General features: G+C 38.5%; 21 protein-coding genes. 17 read left to right on the top strand and 4 right to left on the bottom strand.

The window, feature by feature from the left end:
* Positions 1-5 precede the first annotated feature (5 nt).
* The 11 genes from MOO44_RS02770 (at position 6) to MOO44_RS02720 (ending at position 13,429) form a co-directional block, all read left to right on the top strand.
* Positions 6-3,854, top strand: coding sequence for a glycoside hydrolase family 70 protein (locus MOO44_RS02770; RefSeq protein WP_260116902.1), 3,849 nt, complete (start codon positions 6-8; stop codon positions 3,852-3,854).
* 345 nt (positions 3,855-4,199) lie between these two features.
* Positions 4,200-4,928 (top strand): 16S rRNA (guanine(527)-N(7))-methyltransferase RsmG, encoded by a 729-nt coding sequence (gene rsmG / locus MOO44_RS02765; protein ID WP_260116901.1) that lies wholly within the window; start codon positions 4,200-4,202, stop codon positions 4,926-4,928.
* A 14-nt stretch (positions 4,929-4,942) separates the two neighbouring features.
* Positions 4,943-5,722 carry a ParA family protein gene (locus MOO44_RS02760; protein WP_260116900.1) on the top strand — a complete coding sequence of 260 codons (780 nt, stop codon included), beginning with the start codon at positions 4,943-4,945 and terminating at the stop codon, positions 5,720-5,722.
* Complete coding sequence (locus MOO44_RS02755) at positions 5,712-6,587, top strand: ParB/RepB/Spo0J family partition protein (RefSeq protein WP_260116899.1); 876 nt, start codon at positions 5,712-5,714, stop codon at positions 6,585-6,587. Before MOO44_RS02760 ends, MOO44_RS02755 begins: the two co-directional genes overlap by 11 nt.
* A gap of 15 nt (positions 6,588-6,602) precedes the next feature.
* Positions 6,603-6,791, top strand: a complete 189-nt coding sequence (locus MOO44_RS02750; protein ID WP_260116898.1) for a DUF951 domain-containing protein — start codon at positions 6,603-6,605, stop codon at positions 6,789-6,791.
* A 23-nt stretch (positions 6,792-6,814) separates the two neighbouring features.
* Entirely contained in the window at positions 6,815-7,915 is a 1,101-nt protein-coding gene (gene ychF, locus MOO44_RS02745; protein WP_260116897.1) for a redox-regulated ATPase YchF, read from the top strand.
* A 15-nt stretch (positions 7,916-7,930) separates the two neighbouring features.
* Complete coding sequence (locus MOO44_RS02740) at positions 7,931-8,680, top strand: DUF1129 domain-containing protein (protein ID WP_260116896.1); 750 nt, start codon at positions 7,931-7,933, stop codon at positions 8,678-8,680.
* Between the two features lie 187 nt (positions 8,681-8,867).
* On the top strand, positions 8,868-10,007 hold the full coding sequence (guaB, locus tag MOO44_RS02735; protein WP_260116895.1) for an IMP dehydrogenase: 1,140 nt from the start codon (positions 8,868-8,870) through the stop codon (positions 10,005-10,007).
* 215 nt (positions 10,008-10,222) lie between these two features.
* The gene (gene croR, locus MOO44_RS02730; RefSeq protein WP_260116894.1) at positions 10,223-10,912 is read left to right on the top strand and encodes a response regulator transcription factor CroR; all 690 of its coding nucleotides are present in this window, start codon (positions 10,223-10,225) and stop codon (positions 10,910-10,912) included.
* 19 nt (positions 10,913-10,931) lie between these two features.
* Entirely contained in the window at positions 10,932-12,155 is a 1,224-nt protein-coding gene (locus tag MOO44_RS02725; protein ID WP_260116893.1) for a sensor histidine kinase, read from the top strand.
* Between the two features lie 2 nt (positions 12,156-12,157).
* Complete coding sequence (locus MOO44_RS02720) at positions 12,158-13,429, top strand: D-alanyl-D-alanine carboxypeptidase family protein (RefSeq protein WP_260116892.1); 1,272 nt, start codon at positions 12,158-12,160, stop codon at positions 13,427-13,429.
* A gap of 60 nt (positions 13,430-13,489) precedes the next feature.
* On the opposite strand, the gene MOO44_RS02715 is transcribed toward MOO44_RS02720, so the two are convergent.
* Complete coding sequence (locus MOO44_RS02715) at positions 13,490-14,674, bottom strand: class I SAM-dependent methyltransferase (RefSeq protein WP_260116891.1); 1,185 nt, start codon at positions 14,672-14,674, stop codon at positions 13,490-13,492.
* A gap of 140 nt (positions 14,675-14,814) precedes the next feature.
* Between MOO44_RS02715 and MOO44_RS02710 the strand changes: the two genes are divergently transcribed.
* The 4 genes from MOO44_RS02710 (at position 14,815) to MOO44_RS02695 (ending at position 19,124) form a co-directional block, all read left to right on the top strand.
* Positions 14,815-15,456, top strand: coding sequence for a hypothetical protein (locus tag MOO44_RS02710; RefSeq protein WP_260116890.1), 642 nt, complete (start codon positions 14,815-14,817; stop codon positions 15,454-15,456).
* A gap of 23 nt (positions 15,457-15,479) precedes the next feature.
* Positions 15,480-16,550 carry an AI-2E family transporter gene (locus MOO44_RS02705; protein ID WP_260116889.1) on the top strand — a complete coding sequence of 357 codons (1,071 nt, stop codon included), beginning with the start codon at positions 15,480-15,482 and terminating at the stop codon, positions 16,548-16,550.
* Between the two features lie 70 nt (positions 16,551-16,620).
* Entirely contained in the window at positions 16,621-17,313 is a 693-nt protein-coding gene (locus tag MOO44_RS02700; protein ID WP_260116888.1) for a 2,3-diphosphoglycerate-dependent phosphoglycerate mutase, read from the top strand.
* A 152-nt stretch (positions 17,314-17,465) separates the two neighbouring features.
* Complete coding sequence (locus tag MOO44_RS02695) at positions 17,466-19,124, top strand: hypothetical protein (RefSeq protein ID WP_260116887.1); 1,659 nt, start codon at positions 17,466-17,468, stop codon at positions 19,122-19,124.
* A 37-nt stretch (positions 19,125-19,161) separates the two neighbouring features.
* On the opposite strand, the gene MOO44_RS02690 is transcribed toward MOO44_RS02695, so the two are convergent.
* The 3 genes from MOO44_RS02690 to MOO44_RS02680 form a co-directional block, all read right to left on the bottom strand.
* Positions 19,162-20,052: a polysaccharide deacetylase family protein gene (locus MOO44_RS02690; RefSeq protein ID WP_260116886.1), complete on the bottom strand. Its 891-nt coding sequence runs from the start codon at positions 20,050-20,052 to the stop codon at positions 19,162-19,164.
* Between the two features lie 288 nt (positions 20,053-20,340).
* Positions 20,341-21,561, bottom strand: a complete 1,221-nt coding sequence (locus MOO44_RS02685; RefSeq protein ID WP_260116885.1) for a glycosyltransferase — start codon at positions 21,559-21,561, stop codon at positions 20,341-20,343.
* A 213-nt stretch (positions 21,562-21,774) separates the two neighbouring features.
* Positions 21,775-22,233, bottom strand: a complete 459-nt coding sequence (locus MOO44_RS02680) for a MerR family transcriptional regulator (RefSeq protein ID WP_260116884.1) — start codon at positions 22,231-22,233, stop codon at positions 21,775-21,777.
* A gap of 179 nt (positions 22,234-22,412) precedes the next feature.
* On the opposite strand from MOO44_RS02680, the gene MOO44_RS02675 reads away from it, so the two are divergent.
* The gene (locus tag MOO44_RS02675; protein ID WP_260116883.1) at positions 22,413-23,882 is read left to right on the top strand and encodes an MDR family MFS transporter; all 1,470 of its coding nucleotides are present in this window, start codon (positions 22,413-22,415) and stop codon (positions 23,880-23,882) included.
* Positions 23,882-24,679 carry a DUF4811 domain-containing protein gene (locus tag MOO44_RS02670; protein ID WP_260116882.1) on the top strand — a complete coding sequence of 266 codons (798 nt, stop codon included), beginning with the start codon at positions 23,882-23,884 and terminating at the stop codon, positions 24,677-24,679. Before MOO44_RS02675 ends, MOO44_RS02670 begins: the two co-directional genes overlap by 1 nt.
* The last annotated feature ends 244 nt before the right edge of the window (positions 24,680-24,923 follow it).

Here is a 24,923-nt window from a genome sequence, read left to right as displayed (position 1 = left end):
TTAAATTGAAATTAAATCATCAATTAAAAATGCATTATAAAATTTATAAAAATAGTCAAAAGTGGGCAGCAGCAACTGTAATTGCTACTGCGTTAGGGGCTGGCTATCAATTTTTAGGAGCCCAGCCAAAGGTATTTGCTGATGAACAAACTGAAACGACAGCCACGATACCAACTAGTGCTTCGATTGACTCATCCGTTGTTAGTCAGTCTAGTTCGATTGCAGAACCTATCAATTCAGCTGCTTCGTCATCAGCGGGTAGTATTGTGGCTGCTTCTTCGAATTCAAGCACGGGAATTTCATTGGCAAGTTCGCTTGCTGGTGATAATCGTTCTTCAAGTGCGCAGCAATTCAATTCTCAGGCTGACGTTAACCTTAGTAAATTAACTGATCAAGATAAAAATATTAAGAAAATTAATGATAATTACTATTACTACCAAGATGGCGAAAAACAGACTGGTTTTGCAGTCCAAGTTGGCAAACAGATTTTGTATTTTAATAAAAAAACCGGAGCATTGGTAAAGTCCGATCAAAAGCAATTTCAATATGGCAAGGTGAGCTTGAATAATGAACTATCCAAACATAATTCATTTGCTAGTGTTGATTCAAATAGTGTTACCACTACAGATGGTTATATGACTGCTGATACTTGGTATCGGCCCAAGGACATTTTAGTTGATGGAAAGCAGTGGATGCCATCTAGTTCAACCGACATGCGACCATTATTAATGGCATGGTGGCCGGACAAACAAACTGAGGTAAACTACTTATCATATATGAATCAACATGGATTTGGGCCTAGTTATGAACTACACGCTGCTAGTGATGATCAATCTGATTTAAATGATGCTGCCTATCAAGTGCAGCGGGACATTGAACGCAAAATCACAACAACTAAAAACGTGCAATGGCTACATGATTTAATTAGTAATTTTGTTAATCAACAACCACTTTGGAACATCAAGAGTGAAGATTATAACATCAATGATGGTTTCCAGGGTGGATCGTTACTGTATACTAATAGCTCGTTGACACCTGATGCAAACTCGAATTACCGGTTATTAAATCGCACTCCAACCCAACAAAATGCAAAGGTAAATTATACCAAGGATCCTTACTATGGTTATGAATTTTTGTTGGCTAACGATGTTGATAATTCCAATCCAATTGTTCAAGCTGAGGATTTGAATTGGCTGTATTACCTTCTTAACTTCGGCTCCATTACCCATAACGATCCAGATGCTAATTTTGATAGCTTAAGAATTGATGCAGTTGAAAATATGAATGCTGATATTTTGAATATTGCTGCACGGTATTTTCAAGATGCTTATCATATGAATTCAAATGATCAGAATGCTAATAATCATTTAACGATTCTGGAGGATTGGAGTAAAAATGATGCATATTATCTACGGGATAATGGTGGCAATCAATTAACGATTGACGGAACTTTCTTAGACGCAGTTCAAGCTGACCTATTAAAGAGCCCAGATCAAAGATTTGGTTTGGAGTCTTTAATTAATACGGGGCTAGTTGACCGAAATAATGATAGTACTGAAAATAATGCAATTCCTAACTATTCGATTGTACGAGCGCATGATAACGGAGTTCAAGATGTAATCGCCCAAATCATTAAGGATAAAATTGATCCTAAGTCTAATGGATTTGTCCTAACTGCTGACCAATTAAACCGGGCCTTTAAGATTTATGATGCCGATCAAAAACAGACCAATAAAAAGTATACTCAGTATAATATCCCTAGTGCATATGCTTTAATGTTAACTAACAAAGATACAATTCCACGGGTTTATTACGGTGATATGTATACTGATGATGGTCAATTTATGGCTAACCAGACCCCTTACTTTGCTTCAATTGATCAGATGTTGAAGGGGCGTGTTAAATATGTTGCTGGTGGGCAGTCGATGAAGGTTATGAATGTTAAGGGTGATTCTAAGATGCCTAGTAATAGTTACCGGGGCATTTTAACGTCTGTCCGATACGGGAAGGGAGCTTTGAATGCTAGTGATTCTGGAGATAGTACCACTAGAAGTTCAGGAATTGCAGTCATTGAAAGTAATAACCCTAATTTGAAATTAGCTAGTGGTGATCAGGTAGTTATCAACATGGGCGCTGCCCATAAAAATCAAGCATATCGACCATTAATTAATTCCACCAGTAATGGGTTGCAAAACTACGCTAATGACTCTGATGCAGGTAATAATATAATATATACCAATAATCAGGGCCAACTAATATTAGGAGCTTCTCAGGTTCAAGGATTTAATACCCCAACGGTTTCTGGTTATTTATCAATGTGGGTTCCGGTAGGGGCTGCTATTGATCAAGATGTTCGAACTGCTCCGACAACAACCCCAAGCACTGACGGACAATCAATTCACTCCAACGCAGCACTGGATTCTAATCTGATTTTTGAAGGGTTCTCTAACTTTCAAGCCCAACCCACTACTAATGACGAATATGAAAATGTAATTTTACCTCAAAAGGTAAATCAATTTAAAAATTGGGGCGTAACTTACATTCAATTACCACCCCAATATCGTTCTACTGATGATAATTCATTTTTAGATTCATCAGTTAAGAATGGGTATGCATTTAATGATCGCTATGATTTGGGATTTAATACCCCAACTAAGTATGGAACGGACGACCAATTAATTAATACAATTAAAGCGTTTCATGCTAATGGCATTAAGGTAATGGCTGACTTTGTTCCTGATCAATTGTATTCATTGCCAAATCAACAGGTAGTCACTGCAATGAGAACGAATCAATTCGGCCAATTAACACCGGGAAGTTTAATTTATAATACGCTATATAGTTCTTATACTATGGGCAGTAATAGCGATTATCAGAATAAGTATGGTGGTGAATTTCTAGCTAAATTACAATCGATGTACCCGGATATATTCACAATGGTTCAAAAATCTAATAACCATCGAATTGATCCAGGAACTAAGATTAAGCAGTGGGAGGCTAAGTACTTCAATGGTTCTAATATTCAGGGCCGTGGAGCTGGATATGTATTAAATTCTGGGAATTATAAATACTACTTTAATGTTAATACTAATCAATTAGCCCCAGCACAGCTTCTTAATTTAAAGTCATTTTATGGATTTATTAAAAATGGTAGTAATACTAATTACTACTCTACCAGTGGTTATCAGGTGAAGGATAATTTTGTTAGGGATGATAATGGTAATTCATATTACTTTGATGCCGATGGAAATATGGTTACTGGAATCCACAGAATTCACGGAGCGGTTTATTACTTTGCATCTAATGGAGTGATGAAGAAGAGTATTTATTACCGAGATGCTAAGGGGCAAAGCTATTATTTTGGTGCCAATGGTGCCCAGTATGCTAATAATTATTATGTTGTTCCGGGTGATCCATATCAAAATTATCGTTATTATGATCGAAATGGAGTCATGGCGGTTGGCTCACAGTTAATTAACGGAAATTACCAATATTTTAATGATAATGGATATCAAGTTAAAGATGAATGGCGTCGTGATAATAAGGGGAACTTGAGATATTATCAACCGGCTGATGGAAATGCACCTATTAATATTTTTGATAACATTGCTGGGAAAAATTATTATTTTAATCAGTTTGGCATTGCGGTTACTGGAAAACAAAAACTATATGGTAATTACATGTATTTTGATAAAAATAGCGTTCAAGTTAAAAATCAAATTGTAAGGGTTGGTAAGCATCTCGAATATTATGATAATCAGCTAGGCCATTTAGTCATTAATTCAGTTTTTAATTATAATGGATTGCAATACCGCGCTGATAAGAATGGCCATTTAAAAGTTATTAAAAAATAATATTAAAGCTCTAATTGATTTAGAATTTTTTTGTTAATTATTAAAAAAAGCTTTATTTTATTAATTTTTGTGTTAAAATACTAAACGTGTCGTGAATTGGAATCGCTTTTTTGATGGATTAGGGATTCGATTTCATGAATTTGCTTTGTGCGGTGGCTTGCTTAAACTGCACATACATATTACAAGCACATAAAGCTTTTAGCCGGGGTTCGGTGGGGGGCTTATTTTTTTTGCTTAAGATATCCTTCAGCTTATCCAGGACGATTAATTTATGATAAAATAAGGGTTGACTACCTACTATTAGATAATTGAACATTTAAACCAAAACAGTGATGGAGTAATGAAATGAATCCAGAAGAATTTAAAACACAGTTAGCAAGCAAGGGCATTGAGCTCAGCGATACTCAAATGAGGCAATTCGATACATACTACCAGCGTTTGGTAGCAACCAATGAACACGTTAACTTAACGACCATCGTTGATCGTGATGACGTGTATTTAAAGCACTTCTACGATTCGATTACTCCGGTATTTTATTTTTCGGACTTACGCAACGAACCACTAACCCTTTGTGATGTCGGTGCGGGAGCTGGCTTTCCATCATTACCGATTAAAATTTTATTTCCACAGTTACGGGTGACCATTGTTGATTCACTAAATAAGCGAATTAATTTTTTGAATGAGTTAGTTAAGGAATTGGGCCTATCAAATGTTCAAACGGTGCATGCTCGGGCCGAAGAATTCGGTGGTAAAAAGTCAGCTGCTCGTGAGACTTTTGACGTAGTCACTGCCCGTGCAGTTGCTCGGATGAGCGTTTTAGCTGAATTGTGCTTGCCATTAGTTAAGGTTGGCGGTAATCTAGTGGCACTCAAAGCTGCCAAAGCTGCTAGTGAGTTAACTACCGGCGAAAAGGCAATTCAAACGTTGGGCGGAAAGTTAATTCAAGACCATGAATTTAAACTACCCGTCTCTAATGATGAACGGAATATTGTGGTGATTCAAAAGGTTAAGGCGACCCCAAAGCAGTATCCGCGTAAGGCAGGAACACCAAATAAAAAACCAATTGGTGAATAAAAGGAGGCTTTCAAATGGCATATGTAATTGCACTAGCGAATCAAAAGGGGGGTGTGGGTAAAACCACGACCGCCGTTAATTTGAGTGCAGATTTAGCATTCATGGGAAAGCGGGTCTTATTGATCGATGCTGACGCCCAGGGGAACGCAACGAGTGGGATTAATATTGAAAAACGCTTCATTAAGCAAAATCAGCTTCCGACAATGTATGATGTGTTGGTCGAAGATACGCCGATCAAGGATGCAATCATCCATACTGAATACGAACGCTTGGATGTTGTCCCAGCTACGATTGACCTTTCCGGTGCGGATATTAAGTTGGTTTCTAAAATGGCCCGCGAGACCATTTTACGAGCTGCGTTGACCGAAGTTGCAAATGACTATGACTATGTTTTGATTGACTGTCCCCCTTCGCTCGGATTGATTACCGTAAATGCGTTCACGGCTAGCAATTCGATTTTAATCCCAGTGCAAAGTGAATACTATGCACTGGAAGGACTGAGCCAGTTGTTAAATACTTTTAACCTGGTTAAGAAGTATTTCAATCCTGAGCTTAGGATTGAGGGCATTTTATTGACGATGTACGACTCGCGAACGAACTTAGGACGCCAGGTGAATGAACAAGTCCGCGATTATTTTAAGGATAAGGTATATGACACGGTAATCCCCCGGAACGTTCGGCTATCTGAAGCTCCTAGTTATGGGAAGCCCATTAATGATTATGATCCAAAATCAAAAGGGGCGATCGTGTATATGAATCTTACAAAGGAAGTGTTGGCTGCTCATGGTAAATAAAAAAGGTTTAGGCCGTGGGATTGAGGCCTTATTTTCAGATAACAACGTTCAACCTGAGGAAACCATCAATGATGTTAAACTGACTGAGTTAGTACCAAATCCATATCAACCAAGGGCCCGCTTTGATAAAGCTGCTTTGGACGAACTAGCTACTTCAATTAAAAAATCAGGGGTATTTCAACCCATCATCATTAGAAAATCAGCACACCAGGGTCAATATGAAATCCTAGCTGGTGAGCGACGGTTTAGGGCATCTGAAATCGCTGGCAAGGATACAATTCCAGCAATCGTTCGCGACGTTTCAGATGAAGAAATGATGGAAATTGCGATTTTAGAAAACCTACAACGTGAGGACTTGACCGCGATTGAAGAGGCAGAGGCATACAATACATTAATGGTAAACTTAAACCTCACTCAGGCCCAGGTGGCTAGTCGGATGGGGAAGAGCCGTTCGTATGTAGCTAATTATTTACGATTATTAGGCCTTCCGAATGAAGTGAAGGAAATGGTGCAAAAAAAGCAACTATCAATGGGCCAGGCGCGAGCCTTACTTTCGGTTACTGATAAAAATGAACTCCGCAAGCTTGCTAAGCGGGTCTATGATCAAACCATGACCGTTCGCCAAATTAATAAGGAAATTGAAGCGATGAATGATCAAAAGCCGGTTAAAAAAGCCAAACGAACAGCTCGGAATAAATCACCATTTTTAAGGGCGACTGAGGATAAGCTACAAGATCGCTTTGGAACTGCCGTTTCAATCAATGGTAATCGTTCTAAACGGGGGCATGGTAAAATTGAGATTGACTACATGTCTAATGATGATTTAAATCGCATTTTAAAAATATTAAACATTAATATTGACTAGATTGGAGTTTTTTCAATGTATGAATTACATGATATCGTTGAAATGAAGAAACCCCATCCATGCGGCGCTAACCGTTGGGAAATTATTCGGATGGGTGCGGATATTAAAATTAAATGTACCAATTGTGGTCACATTGTGATGTTGCCAAGACGTCAATTTGATCACAAAATGAAAAAATTACTGGAAAAACATTCAGCAGAATAAATAGAAAGAGAGAGAATTTTTTTATGTCATTAACAGCAGGAATTATTGGACTTCCGAACGTTGGAAAGTCGACTTTATTTAACGCAATTACAAATGCCGGAGCAGAAATGGCGAACTATCCATTTGCTACGATTGATCCTAACGTGGGGATGGTTGAGGTCCCAGACAAGCGGCTAGATCGGATTCAAGAGTTAATTCCAGCTAAGAAAGTGGTGCCAACCACCTTTGAATTTACTGATATTGCTGGAATTGTTAAGGGTGCTAGTAAGGGGGAAGGACTTGGTAACAAGTTCTTGGAAAACATTCGTCAAGTGGATGCAATTGTTCACGTTGTTCGTGCATTTGATGACGACAATATTACCCACGTTACCGGAAAGGTGGATCCCATTGCTGATATCCAAACCATTAATTTGGAATTGGGAATTGCGGATTTAGATGCTGTTAATAAGCGGCTTGGAAAAGTCGAACGAGCTGCTAAGGGGAAGGACGAAGATGCCCTCGCTGAAAAAGCGGTCCTAGAAAAAATTAAACCAGTGCTTGAAAACGGTGGTTCAGTTCGTTCGATTGACTTTAATGAAGATGAACAAAAAATCGTTAAGGGTGAATTTCTATTAACTTCTAAGCCGGTCTTATACGTTGCAAACGTTAGTGAAGATGACATGGCTGATCCTGAAAGTTCAGCATACTTTAAGCAGGTCCAAGACTATGCTACCAAAGACGGGGCTCAAGCAATCGGGATTGCTGCTGAGACCGAAGAAGAAATTGCTGAATTGGATGATGCTGATAAACAAACCTTCTTAGAGGCTGAGGGAGTGGAAGAACCTGGGTTAAACAAGTTAATCCGGGCATCTTACAAGCTCTTAGGATTGGAAACCTTCTTCACTGCCGGTGGGAAGGAAACGAAGGCATGGACATATTTAAGGGGTACTAAGGCTCCGCAAGCCGCTGGAATTATTCACTCTGATTTTGAACGTGGGTTTATTCGTGCTGAAGTAATGTCATTCGATGACCTTGATCAACTAGGAAGTGAAAGTGCTGTTAAGGAAGCCGGTAAGCTACGGGTCGAAGGTAAAGATTACGTAATGCAAGATGGCGATATTGTTAACTTTAGATTTAACGTTTAATAACGGAGGGCTTGAATGAGTAACGAAAATCGAAAGCGCAATGCTGCTGCAGCTGCGCAACAAAAGAAGGCCGCTGCAAAAGTAGAGGAACGCAATGCCTTTGATAATATGGGCTTAACGAAGCGCAATGCTGAATACATGTTTCGGTTCAAGCAACAGTTAGACCAACTAAACATGTTGGCAGAAAAGAAACGTGAAGTTGTGGATTCAATGGTAAATGAATTAGTACAAAATCAAAAGAGCGGTGCCACTGCGCGTAATTTATACGGGACCGTTGAGCAACGAATTGATTTTATTAAGAATCCGCCCCGTGAAAAAGAAGCCATGTTTGATAACTATTGGCCGAATGCAATCTATAATTTCTTTATCTTCTTAGCTATTTTCTTTGTAGCATACGGGGCTTCGGTAATGTTTTCAAAGGACATTACCGCCCAACAGGCTAAATCAGCAGGGGTTGCCGTGATCTTAATAACTTCACTTGCGACCGGGGCGTTAATGCCAATTTTTACCAGAATGTTCGATCCAGCTGTTAAACATCAAAGCAAGTGGTATGTTCGATTAGCGTTGATGTTGTTATTAGCAGCTGCTTGGATTATCGTTTCATTTGGGGCGATTGTAGTGGTTCCGACTGCTATCAATCCGGTGTTGCCAGGAATTGCTGATATTATTATTGCGGTGATTTCATTTGGAATTACCCTTTGGATGCGTCGTAAGTTTAAGATTACAACTGGACTGTTTGTTTCAAGACGCCAACCACGAAAATAATTACTAAAAAAGCGTTGAATGTTCGTAATTCAACGCTTTTTTAGCCTAAAATAAGATAATAATGTGAAAGTAATTAGTTTTTTGCCTGGTTACTAAAGTTTTATTTACAATTAAATGTTTTTTTGGTAAATTAGAAACAATATAATTTTAGTACAGTTGAATATTTTATAAAGGAGCGCTTTAAGTTATGTCTAATTGGGATACAAAATTTGCAAAAGAAGGAATCACATTTGATGATGTTTTATTAGTGCCTGCAGAAAGTCATGTTTTACCGAACGAAGTTGATACTAGTGTCCAATTAGCCCCTAATTTAAAGCTGAACGTGCCATTCCTAAGTGCCAGTATGGATACCGTTACTAAAAGTGAAATGGCAATCACATTAGCCAATTTGGGTGGTTTAGGGGTAATTCATAAAAATATGGTTATCGACGCCCAGGCGAAGGAAGTTGAAAAAGTAAAGGCAGTTAAAAAGGATGCAGAACGGTTTCCAAATGCTGCTGTGGATTCAAATGACCACCTCCTAGTTGCTGCTGCCGTTGGGGTAACTAGTGATACCTTCAAACGTGCGGAAGCACTGTTAAATGCAGGGGTCGATGCAATTGTTATTGATACTGCGCATGGACATTCAGCAGGGGTATTGCGGAAAATTAAAGAAATCCGCGATACGTACCCTCATGCAACCTTAATTGCTGGAAACGTTGCCACTGGTGAAGGAACTAACGCATTGTTTAGAGCCGGGGTGGACGTAGTTAAAGTTGGAATTGGTCCTGGATCAATCTGTACTACTCGGATCATTGCCGGAGTTGGGGTGCCCCAACTAACTGCCATCTACGATGCTGCTTCAGTTGCTCGCAAGTGGGGCAAGCCAATTATTGCTGACGGTGGAATCAAGTACAGTGGTGATGTTGTTAAGGCCATTGCTGCTGGTGGAAATGCGGTAATGCTTGGTAGCATGTTGTCAGGAACTGCTGAAGCTCCTGGGAAGGTCTTTGAAGAAAATGGTAAGAAGTACAAGGCTTACCGTGGAATGGGAAGTATTGCTGCTATGGAACATGGTTCCAAGGATCGTTACTTCCAAGGTGAAGTGAATGAAGCGCAAAAGCTAGTTCCAGAAGGAATCGAAGCCCGGGTTGAATACAAGGGAAGCGTTAAGGACATCATCTTCCAAATGGTTGGTGGTCTCCACTCCGGAATGGGTTATACTGGTTCTAAGGACCTGCAAACCATGATTGATCGAGCTCAATTTGTTCGGATTTCTAATGCGGGATTGATTGAATCCCATCCCCATGATGTTCAAATTACTAGGGCTGCTCCTAACTACAAATAAGGATAATTAATAATCTAGAGGCTAAGAATTGGGCTTGCCCAATGACTTAGTCTTTTTTTGTTGATAATGAGTATGATAAAATAGTTTTGTTAAAGTTAAATTTTTATAAACCAGTTAAAATAGTCGTAAAGAAACATCTTTAATAAAATAATTTTTGGTTCAATTTGATACACTATAATTAATATAAATCTATGCATTAAGGATGATGATATTTTATGAAAATTTTAGTCGTAGATGACGATAAAGAAATCGCACAATTATTAGAAATTTACATTCGAAACGAAGGGTACGAACCAGTATCTGCTTACAATGGGAAGGATGCCCTTTCCGTTTTAAGAACTGAAAATGACATTGGACTAATGATTCTAGACATTATGATGCCAAATATGACCGGAATCGAGGTGCTTAAGGAACTCCGCCGTGATTCTAAGCTACCGGTAATCATTCTATCAGCTAAAACCACCGATATGGATAAAATTCAGGGGTTGATCAGTGGTGCTGATGACTACGTGACGAAACCATTTAATCCATTGGAAATTATGGCGCGGGTACGCTCATTATTAAGAAGAAGCCAAGACAAGATGACTAACGATGAACCTGATGTATTGGATATTGGATCATTGACCATTAATAAGGATTCCCATGAAGTTAAGACTTCCGATGGGACTGAAATTCAACTAACGGCCCTTGAATTCGGTATTTTATACCTATTGGCTAGTCATCCTAACCGGGTCTTTTCAGCTGATGAAATTTTCGAACGGGTTTGGAGACAGGAAAGTGTAGTTTCTGCCAAGACCGTGATGGTCCACGTTAGTCACTTACGGGATAAGATTGAAGAAGCTACTAATGGTGAAAAGGTAATTCAAACCGTTTGGGGTGTTGGATACAAAATTGAAATGAAATAATTAACGGGGTCCTTTTAAATTGAAGTTAACGACACGCGAAAAAACAGAGCTATTTGGCGAGGGAGTAATTACCTTAATTCTGTTATTATTATTGAATTTATCGGTAATTGTATTATTCAGTCAGGCCCTATTCAATAATCCGGGATTAAAATTTGGCTTTATTACGATTAAGCATTCGATCTTTACTAATCCCGGAGCTCCGTTTCAAAATCCATCTGGACGGCCAGCTCCATGGTGGATGGATTTTCTAACCTGGCAAAATATTTTATCTGCAGTAATGGGAATTGTCGATTTGGTAGTAATTTATTGGCGGCTATTGCGGCGTTACCATTTAATTCAGCTTCGGCATGTAATTGATGAAATTCACTACATTGCAGACGGCCATTTTGACCACCGGATTCCGTTTAAAATTAATAGCGAGAATCAAAAGGTAGTGGACAGTGTGAATTCCTTAGTGGATAGTGTGATTGAATCAATGGATGAGGAACGCTCAATTGAACGTTCTAAGGATGAGTTAATTACGAATGTATCGCATGATATCAGAACGCCCTTAACTTCCATCATTGGTTATTTGGGTTTAATTGAAGCGGGTGGTTACCGCAGCCAAGCCGAGCTATTAAAATACACCCATATTGCATTCTTTAAATCTAAGCAGATGAAATCACTCGCCGATGATTTATTTGAATACTCAAAGGCGCGGACACTGCCTAGGAATCTGCAGATGAATCGAATTAACGTTAAGCAATTAGTTGAACAGTTGGCAATTAGTTCTGAGTTAGAGGCCGAGAAGAAAAACATTCAAATCGAGACTGAATGTAAGGATAACGACATTTTTATTGAGGCGGATGCTGAGAAGTTAGGCCGGGTATTTAATAATCTGATTACCAATGCATTGAAATATGGGAAGGATGCTAAGCATATTTATCTAACGGCTTCACAGGTGAATTCGAATGAGGCGGTTATTACGGTATCAAATGATGGGGAGCCGATTCCTAAGAAGTCGATCAATCAAATTTTCGAACGGTTCTACCGGGTTGAAACTTCCCGGAATAAAGCCACCGGGGGGACTGGATTGGGGTTAGCAATTGTCCAAAATATTGTTGATAGCCATAATGGGTTTATCAACGTTGAATCTAATCGCAAATTGACTAGTTTTGCAATCCATCTTCCCGTTCATGCTGATCAACCACTTAAGAAAAGTGGCTTTGAAAAACTACAATCTACAGATAAGAAGGATAATTAATTATGAATATTACTCACCGATTTTCTAAAATGATTTTGATAATCGGAACCATTTTGATGATGTTAGCATTGCCAATTGTGGCCAGTGCTAGTGCCGTTCAAAATACTGACCAACCTGATATTGATGCAACTACTGGATTAGCGATTGATGCAAACACCAATCAAATCCTCTACTCTAAGAACATTAATAAACCAATGGCGTTGGCATCGATGAGTAAATTACTGTCTTTGTATATTGTTAGAAAAGCAATTGCAGAGGGAAAGATTAGCTGGGATCAAAAGGTTCCGGTCTCCTCTGCTTTACATAAACTTAGTGTTGACACTACTTATGCTAATGCACCGTTAGCTGAGGGGAGTCACTATACAGTTAGACAGATTTACCAAGCATCGTTCGAATCAGCAAATGCGGCAATGATGTCACTCGCTAACTTGGTGGGGGGCTCAACGCAAAACTTTACTCTGATGATGCGTAAAACGGCTCGTCAATTGGGCATTACCGATGCGCAGATTTATACCGCCTGTGGATTGACCAATGGTGAGGTTGGAAGTGCTTTGGGGATGCCCGGGGTTAGTTCGAATGCTGAAAACAAAATGTCAGCTAAGGATATGGCGATGATTGCTAGTAAATTTATTAAGCAGTTCCCTGATGTTTTGAATAACACTTCGGTTAGTGAATACAGCATTGCCGGCACCACCCTTAGAAATGGAGATTATATGCTACCTGGCGGGAGTCAATATGATAGCCAATTTCCAGTTCAGGGGTTAAAGACCGGGACCTCCACTACTTGTGGTGGGAGCTTCATCGGGACCACTAATCGTGATGGACACCGGATCATCACGGTAGTAATGCATGCTTCCAATACCATGCCTACCGATCCGGGACGCTTTATTCAAACTAAAAAGATTATGAACTATGTTTATAATAACTACCGTTACGTTAGCCTTTCGTCAGGCGCTAAAACTGCATATCAAAAGGTAGCCGTTCCAGCTGGAAAAGATACTAGTGTTAAGGTGAAGACCGACCGGCAATTCCACTATTGGATCAATCCTAATCTAAGTGGTTCAAGGGTGAAATTAGCGTTGAAAGCTAGTGTTAAGGATGGAAATGGAATTAAGGCCCCCGTCAAAGCTAATCAACAAATTGGTCGATTGGTATTTAGTGATTTGAAAACCTTAACGGGGCAATCAATCTCGGTTCCATTGGCTACTGATCATTCAGTTCAAAAAGCCAATATCTTCGTACGGTTCTGGCGAGGATTAGTCAATCTATTTTAAACTAAAAAAGATGGCGCCAATGATGTAAAATCATCGGTCCCATCTTTTTTAGTTAGCATGTTATTTTTGATTATCTTCATACATGTATTCACGAGTCATTGGAAGTGCGTGTCCGGAAGGGCCCTTGGAAATCAAGTATTGAATAACATCAATGTTACCAGCCTTGAATGAAGCGGCACAGGCTTTTAAGTATAGATCCCACATCCGAATAAACCGTTCATCAAACATAGTTTTAACTTCATCTAAGTGTTCGTTAAAATTATGATCCCAGTGTTCTAGCGTCACTTGGTAATGTCTGCGCAGGGTTTCTAAATCATAGATTTGCATTCCATTTTCTACGATGTGGTCAATGTTTTCGGATAAACCAGGAACGTAACCACCTGGGAAGATGTATTTATTGATCCAACCATTGTAAGCACCACCTTGTTGTCTAGTGATTCCATGAATCAAGGCAACTCCATTGGGCTTTAGATACTTATTAACATACTTGAAGTATTCACCAAGGTTTTCTTTTCCAACGTGTTCGAACATGCCGACTGAAGTAACGTAGTCATATTGTTCGTCATGGTAATCACGGTAATCACGAAGGTAGACGGTAGCAACATCTTCTAGTCCTTGTTCTTGGATTTGTTTTTGAACGTAGTCGTATTGTTCCTTACTAAGCGTAATTCCGGCAACGGTTAACCCAAATTCCTTGGCCGCAGTGAGCATTAGGGTGCCCCAACCACAACCAATATCAAGAAGGGTCCGGCCAGGATTAGGGTTTAGCTTTTTGATAATATGCTTAACCTTATTCATTTGAGCTTGTTCTAACGTGTCATTAGGATGTTCCCAATATGCACATGAATAAGTCATGGTTGGGTCAAGCCAGATTTTATAGAAATCATTTCCAATGTCATAGTGACTTTGAATATCCTTGATACTTTCCTTTTCACTATGTGATTGTTTAGGAAGAAACTTGATGAACTTACTATTCCGCATGAAACTGCTTGCGTTTTCGTATGCGGATGTAACTAAGTCTTCGATATTTCCATCAATTTCAATTTTGCCGTCCATGTATGCTTCACCCAACGCAATTGAAGCGTTCTTAGTGATTTGCCGAATGGGAATTGCTTCCTTGAATGTGATGTGAGCTTCTGGTTCACCTTCACCATAGTTTTCACTTTTACCGTCCCAATAAGTCACTTTAACGGGCATGCTAAAGCTTCTTTTCAAAAACTGCCGATAAAAAGGCTTTTCTAACATAAATAAACAAATCCTCTCTTGAAATTTAACTATAATAATTATTATACGCTAGTTGATTGAACTTTTGTAAGGGATATGAGCCAATTTACCCTATAAAAAATGGTATAATTAAATAAATTAAATTAGTTAGAGGGATTAATATGAAAAAAATATTGGTAGCAATTGTTGCCATTATTATCGTTGGATTATTTGGTGGCTTTTTGATCAATGGGCATAGTTCAACCATTAACGAATTTGAAAATGCAATTGATAAGGGAAATCAAAATATTAAAAATTATCACTACGAACAAGCGGTGGTTAACTTCAAGCAGGCATTAGATGTAAAGCCCAATGACCAAACGGCATTGAAGGCGCTGCAACAAGTCCAAGCAATGCAATCGGCAGATGTCTTCTATGGGGCCCAGCACTTTGTGACCGCAATTAGTCAATATCAAACAGTAGTGGACCTAAAGCAATCGAAGGTCTTAGTGCAACGGGCTCACCAACAACTAAATAATAATGAAAATCTTTTGAATGGAGCAATTGATTTAACAAACGTTTATAATCAGGCTCTCCGTCTTAATCATGCTCAAAAATACGCTGCATCCACTAAAGCACTGCAGGGTGCGTTTATGAACGGGAACATTAATAATTCATATTTTAAAAATATTACTAAACGGATTAACGATTTGCGAACTGCAAATGCAGCTCACAAACTAGATCGTGCGACTGTCACTAACCGCCTAGCAATTCGTCCGCAAACGATTGAACAGTTAAACAACGGGCAATCCACTAGTAATTAATATTCAAAGATAGGAGAATTGAAATGCATCTATGGAATCAATTTATTGAAAACATTCGACTACGCAGGCTAGTAGTTCTAATGGGAATTATATTCGTTCTCTACCTGGTTCGTGGAATGATGACGATTATATTATTAACGTTTATTTTTACATTTTTAGTGTTAACGATTGTTAATTGGATTCGTAAATTCATTCAGATTCCCAAACCACTGTTAGTTTCGATTATTTATATTACCATTGTATTATTGGTATCATGGGCGCTGTCAGTATACGTTCCCCAAATTATTGATCAGGCAATTATGGGCATTAAGTCGTTAATTAATTTCTACCAGAGTCCTAATAATATTACGGGCCAAGATACTGAGATTCAAAGATACATTACTGATTTTCTTTCTAAATTTAACTTAGTTTCGGTATTGAAGGGCAGTGCTAATGCAGTATTTGAATATATTGCTAGCATTGGGTCAGTCAGCGTATCCGTTTTTATTTCACTCATTTTAAGTTTTTTCTTTACCCTAGAAAGCGATCGAATGGCTACTTTCTCAAAAAAATTTTTAACTAGTAATATTGGGTGGTTATTTCAAGATATTTATTATTATGCCCGAATCTTTGTTAGGACCTTTGGAGTGGTTTTAGAGGCCCAGTTATTTATTGCCATTTGTAATACGGTGTTAACCACGATTGTAATGGCAGTGATGGGCTTGCCACAACTGTTGATTTTAGCATTAATGGTATTTTTCTTGAGTTTGATTCCAGTAGCCGGAGTGATTATTTCCTTCATTCCATTATCACTAGTCTGTTATTCTACCGGTGGTATTTACGATGTCCTTTACATGATCATTACCATTATTGTTGTGCACGTAGTCGAAGCGTACGTTTTGAACCCCAAGTTTATGTCATCACGAACTAAGCTACCAATTTTTTATACGTTTGTAGTCTTAATTGTTGGTGAAAAAATATTTGGTGGTTGGGGATTAATCGTTTCAGTTCCAATTTTTACATTTATTCTTCATATTCTAAATGTGCAGCGGGTCGATAATCCAGCTAATGATGAAGTTAAAATTATAAAAAAATCTAAATCTACTGAAAAATAACGGTAGATGGTGTATCATTATTATGAATTCTGTATTAATTTAATTATAAATAGAAAGAGGTTTGGAACTTATGGCAAAACTTGTATTAATTCGTCATGGACAAAGTCAATGGAACCTATCTAACCAATTTACTGGTTGGGTTGACGTTGATTTAAGCGACAAGGGTGTTGAAGAAGCCAAAAACGCAGGTAAATTATTGAAGGAACACGGTCTTGAATTTGACTATGCCTTCACTTCAGTATTGACCCGTGCAATCAAGACTTTACACTTTGCTTTAGAAGAATCAGACCAATTGTGGGTTCCTGAAACTAAGACTTGGCGTTTAAACGAACGTCATTACGGAAAGTTACAAGGACTTAACAAGAAAGAAACTGCTGAACAATATGGAGACGAACAAGTCCACATTTGGCGTCGTTCATACGATACACTTCCTCCATTGCTTCCAGATGACTCTCCTTACTCTGCTAAGAAAGACCGTCGTTACGCCGACTTAGATCCAAACTTAATTCCTGCAGGTGAAAACCTCAAGGTAACCCTCGAAAGAGTGATGCCCCTTTGGGAAGACCAAATCGCACCTAAGTTATTAGACGGCAAGAACGTTATTATTGCAGCTCATGGAAATTCACTTCGTGCTTTGAGTAAGTACATTGAACGAATCAGTGATGATGATATCATGGACTTAGAAATGAAGACTGGTGAACCAGTTGTTTATGACTTTGATGATAAGCTTAAGGTTACTAACAAGACTAAATTAGACGACTAATTTTTTAAAATAGGGTAATTGATCGGGTGCGCCCCATTCAATTACCTTATTTTTTACGCATTTTAATCAGGGAAGTGAATGGTATGAAATCGCTTAATGCCAAGATTAACTGGCGAGTGATATTTCCGTATCTTTTAATTGTGGGACTATCAATGCTTATAATGATTCCCCAGTGGATCGCTAATTCAGCTTACGTTGGAATTGACTCATTGTTTCATATGAATCGCTTTTATGATGCAATGATGCAAATTAAAACCGGCAGCTACAGTTACTTTCAATCTTTTTTTGGGTTTGGACAATCAGGACGGGTGGTTAATGCGGTCTATGGTCCGTTATTTGCATATTTAAATGGATTATTATTGCTAATTACAAAGAACTGGGTCCGTTATCAAATTGTGAGTTCGGTGATATTATTAATTGTTAGTGGTGCTTTAATGTACCACTTATCAATAAAGAATAACGTTCGAAAAAGCTGGTCCGTATTAATTTCAATTTGTTACATGTTTTCAACGCCCATTTTATACTGGATTAACGGACAACAATTTACAGCCTGGGGGGCTGCATTCGTCCCATTAGTGATGCTGTGCGGAACTGAGATGATGCGTAACCACCAAATCAAATGGATTAAATTATCACTATCAATGACGTTAGTATTAGAAGTGCATAATGCCACCAGTGCAATTTGTGCAATGGCGTTAATTCCATTTTTCGTAACCGGTTGGTTGACCACGAATCACCGGAAACAAATGAGCATTGACTTGCTTAAAGCGATTGGCTTAACCTTACTGTTGTCATTTAACATGTGGGGAGCAATGCTGGAGTTATTTTCATCTAATCACTTATTACCAGTTTTTCCTGATACACACCTTGCACAGGATACGCTTCACTTTTTAAGTGGAACGACGCGGTTAGGGAATTCAACACTGATTATTTTTATAATGGCGTTAGTTTATCTCATCGTTAAGTGGCGACAGATGGAATTAGCAACCAGGGTGATTATTTTAAACGGCTTATTTTTTCTATGGATTCCCACCAGTTTCTTTCCGTGGGCATTATTATCTAAATTAGTTCCAGCAGTGGATTCAGTTATTCAAAATCCGATTCGGTTTTTAGTAATTCCGTATGTTTTATTGTACCTAGCTGTGGGAATCATGTTGTCTGACCAATCAATTAAGTGGCCTCGAATACTTGTAACCACTTTAATTGGATTAATTATGTTATTGGCAATTGGAAAGTGTCTTGTTCACCTTCGTTATAAAAATACGGTGTTTAATTCTGAGCAGGTCCTGATTAGTAAACGAAATACACACGTAACCACTAATGATCCCAATAAACTACGGGCAGCACTTCGTTCAGATAATCCGCAGACCATTTTACGATTAGCAACTAAGTCAACTCCTGACTACATGCCAGTTAAACGGAAAATTTCCGTATTTGATTACGGTGCGTTTCACCCCTACCTTAAATATCGGAAGGCAGTAATTATGCCGAATTTAAAGGCTAAGTGGCGGCGCGTTAAAAACGGTGTGATGACCGTTGAATGGGTCAATCATAGTAATCAAAATCGGGCGCATAAGTTACCGGTTGCTAAGTATACCCACTCAATCGTAACGTTAAATGGTAAGCAGTTAAATCGGGTGAAAATCACCTCGATTGGAACGATGATCATTAACGGTAAACCGGGCGTTAATCGACTGACGATTAGATACCAAAGTGCAGGTTGGTTTAGGGTATTGATTTGGGTTTCGATTATTAGTTGGCTAGTGCTAATTGGTGATGGAATCCGGCGGTTAGTTAAAAAATTAAATTAATGGCATAAAAAAAGAGCGCCTACAGCGCTCTTTTTTATTATTTCGTGGAGAACCACTTGTGGATACTTGGCCAACTATCGTTATTAATAATCATCCGGGGGGTGTACATTAGATTGGTATTATCATTTACGACCCCGGTATTTAAAGTGGCGACCCACTGTAAGTTCTGTGAATTTAAGAAGTTAGTGGTCTTAGTAGTTCCACCACCATATGGATATGCAAATGCAGTTCCGAATTGACCGGTCTTACTATGCATAATGCGTTGACTAGTGATGAAGTCACGAGTAAAGCGGTTGTATTCATCCGGTTTTTCAATGATGGGCACTAACCTTTTGGTCAGGTAGTGCATATCGTTAGTGTGGAGTTCTAGGCTTTGGAGGTTACCAGCCTTTTTCTTGGCTGCCAAAATATTCTTCCAAGTAGCGAACTTAGAGCCCTCACGATAACGACCGGTGTTTCCAGTCACAATGAACGTCGTGAATGGGAACTTGTACTTTTCCATTACTGGCATTGCATTTTCAATGGTGGAGCGGTCAATATCATCAAATGTTAGGACTGCATATTTTCCCTTAATGGGCGTATGGTTATTTACCATTTCATACATTTGTTGGCCGCTAATGACCCTAATTTTATGGTCCTTTAGAAATTTCATTTGTTTTTTGAACTGGGTCGAAGTTACCGCAAAGTCATGTAGTTGAGAATTATCGGACAATGCCTTAACCACATTTACGCCAAGGTCATCGTTAATAATTCGGTGGTAACAAAAAACTAAAATTCCATTTTTCTTTGCTTGTGTTTTTTTATCAAGGGCGTAGTTGGTACTTTGACCCTTATCATATTGAACCGTTCGATGAACGGTCAATGACATTCCCAAAATAATTAAAATGGCGATGATCCAAACGATAAGTTTACGAGTCCTGCGTGTCATTGCTTTGATTCCTCCGCATCTTCCTAATCCGATAGAAGCTAAAGATAAGCGTTCCAATTCCAAAGATCAAAACAGCTTCCATTAACCCAAAATAAAATCCGTAGTTTAGATTAAGTAGTAGGTAGTAGGTAACTAAATTATCTGTATATAAGTCGAAGATAAATCCATAGTTAACATAAAAGATAAATAATACTGCTGACCAAAGCGCAGCGAATATGCAGAAATTCCAAATCCTTCTACCGGGACTATTTTTTCTACGAATTACGAAGTTATACTGTGGTTGATGATTCAATTTTTACGCCCCCGATCTGGACTGCGCCATGTTCCAACGTGATCAGGATCCAAGAAGAATGAAATCATGGCGTAGATACAACTAATTAAATTGATAATCCAATAGTACATAATGTAGGCGGGGAGGAGTAGAAAGTCGCTCCAATTCATAAAGGTACTTTTCTTGGAAAAAGCAAAGCTAATTAAGAACTGGGTAAAACTAACTAACAACATGAATAATAAAATGTTCCCGTCTAGCGTTAGGTTGTGGTCTAAGACAAACGTTAGGATGTAAGTAATGGTACTTAAAATCGTAATAACTGCCCATGCGTTACTAACGATGGTTTCAGATAGTAAGAACTTCTCACTTAGTTTTCCATGAATCAGCATGTCCCGATTTCCAGAAAGCACCTCTAGTCCTCCCCGGGCCCATCTTTGGCGTTGCTTAATTAAATTACGGACATTTTCGGGAACTAAGATCCAACAAATAATGTTAGGATTGTATAGCACTTGCCAGTTTTTCCTGTATAGACGCCATGTAATGTCAATATCTTCGGTCATTACCTTGGTGTTCCAACCATTAACTGACTCAACCGCTGCCTTTCTAAACCCAACGATTACCCCAGAAACAGTGGTAATTTTACCGGTTAGAAATGATTCAGCTCGTTTAATAATGTCGATAACTCCAATGTATTCGAGGAGTTGCAGGCGTCCTAAAATGGTAGTGCGATTTCTAACGACTGGCTTGCCAGCAACCGCTCCCGCCTTAGGATTATTATTGAGTGTTTTCACAACGTATGATAATGAATCGGGATCCAATACTGAATCAGAATCAATTCCTAAAAGATATTCACCATTTGCCACTTTTAGTCCCTGATTCATTGCGTTAGCCTTTCCTTGATTAACTGGAATGGCAACGATTTGGACGTTGAATTGGGATTGATACTCCTGCTTTAAGCGATGCATGATTTCTAATGTGTCATCAGAACTTTTATCATCGATCAGAACGATTTCATAATTTGAATAAGTTAGATTAGAAAGTGATTTTACAGCTTCGGCTAGGGTATCATGTTCGTTATGAGCTGGAACTAGAATTGAAACCAATGGTTGATGATCAGCTTCATTATCAGGTTCGTGCCGAAGTGTCCACTCCTTAAAGATACAACCAACGATCCAAACTACCGATACCATTACCGGGTAACCAAAGATAAAATCGCTAATCATTTGACTGAACCACATAAATAGTTTTCCTCCTTGAAAACTGGGAAGGTTATTTCCCGATGAAAGATTTTTATCCAGATGGAATACCACCGGGATTAGCATAATACGGCAATAATTAGATTGCCTAATCCTTATTATCATAACATATTTTAAGATTCTTATCGCTTTAATAGATTAATTTTAATAATCAAAAAACTTCCAAATTATCATTTCAAAATGGAAGTTTTAACATTATTCATTATTTTTAATTAGAGCCTTAATATTACTATTATCATCAATGAAATAAATTGATTTGGTGGGATCATCTTCCAATGGCCCCATGTTAATTGCAGGGCAGCCATCAATGGTGCCAATTTCTTTAATTCGCCTTTTTATCATATTGACTAAAATTAGGTTATAACTAGTAAATTGGGCAGCTTTTTCAGCTGCTTTACTGAGGGTAAATCCAGATTCTAAATATGATTTAATTAATTGGACCTTCATTAACGTATGGTATGAATACTTACGATTTTGGTTGCGACTACATTTTTCTGATTTAATGTAACCACATTTTTCCCAGTAGCGAAGTTTACTTTGCGGAATTTTAGCATAATTTGCGATATCACCAATTCCAAATGAAAAATCATCTCGTTTGAACATTTCGAACAGGTGGCTACTGATTTCAGAAAATGAATTTGCTTTACCATCCATAGTGGGGGCTTCCTTTCGTTAATTTAGATTGATTAAAACGAACTTGAATAACATATAATTATTATATCGTATTTAATATCATTGTCAATTTAGTTGACAATGATATTAGCTAGTGCTAAATTTATTAACATAGAAAGCAATATTTAACTATGTTATTTATAGAAAGAAGGACTATTCTAATGGATAAGCCGTTAGACCAAAACGGAAAACCATATAGCAGAATGCTATTAGTGATTTTCCTTTTAATTGGTACATTTTGTACCGTTTTAAATCAAACGCTCTTAGCGACTGCATACCCAAAGTTAATGAGTGTGTTTGATATCGATACATCCACTGTTCAATGGTTGACCAGTGGATTCTTAATGGTCAATGGAATTTTAATTCCAGTGACTGCATGGTTGTCTGGTCGCTTTAATACGAAGTGGCTATACATTTCTGCAATGGTGATTTTTGAAATTGGAACGGTAATGTGTTTTGCTGCTCCTAATTTTGCAACATTGCTATCAGGACGGTTGATTCAAGCCGTCGGAGTGGGGATCTCCATGCCAATGTTACAAACGATTATGTTATCAATTTTCCCTGCTGAAAAACGGGGGACTGCGATGGGACTATCTGGAATTGTAATTGGGTTAGCCCCTGCAATTGGGCCTACCGTTTCTGGTTGGATTATTGTGAATGCGCAATGGCGTGATTTATTTGGGATGATCATCCCGATTGTTGGAATTGTAATTATCATTAGTCTCTGGACGATGAAGCCAATTCTGCCCACTAGCAAGACTAAGTTGGACTTTTCATCCTTGCTACTATCAACGATTGGATTTGGGAGCGCATTGTATGCATTCTCATCCGTTGGTGATAAGGGATGGGGTAGTTCTTTAGTTATTAGCACCTTAGTAATTGGGATTATCTTTATTATCTTATTTATTCTGCGTGAATTTAGAACTGATAACCCATTGGTGAACTTAAACGTATTTAGATCCAAGCAATTTAGTGTGGGGTCCATTATCGGAGCATTGGCAATGATGTCAATGATTGGATTTGAAATGATTTTACCACTATACCTACAAATTGTTCGTGGTTATAATGCCTTTCATTCTGGATTAACGTTGTTGGCAGGGGCCATGATGATCGGGGTATTAAGTCCATTTACCGGCCGAATTTTTGATAAATACGGGGCACGGTATTTAGGGATTAGTGGATTCTTACTTCTATCGATTGGAACCATTCCGTTTTTCTTCATTACTACTGATATGCCGATTATGTATGTGGTAGTGATTTATGCAATTCGGTCATGTGGGATTGCGATGTCAATGATGACGATTACCACTTACAGTATGAATGCACTTCAAGTTAACATGATGAACCATGGGACTGCTGCCAATAATACCTTAAGACAGGTAGCTAGTTCGATGGCCACTGCGGTGATGACTTCTGTTTTAACCAATGTGACTAATAATGCTAAACCAGCGCACCACTTATTAACGGTCGATCCACTTCAATATAAGTCTAAGATGTTAGACGCTGTTTTGAGTGGTTACCACGCTGCGTTCTTAGTTGCATTTATCTTTGGAATCATTGGGTTGGCCTTTACGTTCTTGATCAAGCGCGGGAAGAGTATTCCAGAAAACGTGAAGGGGGGCAATAAATAATGATTATTGCATTATTGGTTATTATTGCGGTCCTGTTCTTCTTATCTTGGAACTTGGTTAGTAAACAACCACTGCATTTTATTTTAAATGTTATTTTTACAGCACTATTGATTGGTGTGATGTCATTATCAGTCGCTAACTTTAAGTATCACTATGGGATGCACAAGGTTACAACAACGACGATGACCACTAAGGTTGCATCGCTATCTCCTGAATTAAGCATGGTAGTTGATCAACCAGTGGGGCAAAGCAATAGTAAGGATAAGGCATTGGTTTATAAGAGTGGCAGTTCTAAGCGGACGCTTAAGCCAGATACTGACGTTACTAACGTAGTTGTAAAGCAAGGGAACTTAAAGCACGCTAAATTAGTTACGAAGACGACGCGTTGGGAATATAAGAATGGTTTTGAACGGTTCATGTACAATTTTGCACAAAAGCCATCCGTTTATCATCGGACTAATGTTTTGTATGTACCCAAAAATTGGATGGTTCTAAATGCTAAGCAGGTAAAGGCATTGCCAACCATCATGAAACAAGAACAAGCGAAGATGCAAAAGCAAGCTAGTGGTTCGCAGGCTCAACAACAAGCTATGTTACAACAACAGGTGCAAGCCTACGTTCAAAAGCAATTAGCGCAGGCAACTAAGGAAAATCCTTCAATGAGTGCCAAAGAAAAGCAAGCGGTGGTTAAGCAAGCGACTGCAAACGGTAAAAAGCAGGTAATGGCTCAGGCTAAACAAGCTGCGCTTCAAAAAATGTTACCGCAAGTTCAAAAACAATTAGATACGATTAAATAATATTGACAAAACAGCATTTCATTATTATGATATGATTAATTAAACAAATGCTGAGAAGTAGTTCTAGTACTGAATGAAGGCGAGAATCCAGAAACTTAGCGGGGCTGTGAGCTAAGCGCTTCATTTGAGAAATTACACCTATGGAGCGTGCAATTGCCGGGTCATTTCGTTATTAATGGTTGAGAGATCATTTAATAATGATAATCTGGGTGGTACCGCGGAACTCATTTCGTCCCCTATGGCT

Origin of the sequence: Nicoliella spurrieriana (assembly GCF_023380205.1) — a bacterium.
Classification (GTDB): Bacteria; Bacillota; Bacilli; order Lactobacillales; family Lactobacillaceae; genus Nicoliella; species Nicoliella spurrieriana.
The sequence above is the reverse complement of the archived record's forward strand: the minus strand, read 5'-3'. Positions and strand labels throughout refer to the sequence as shown.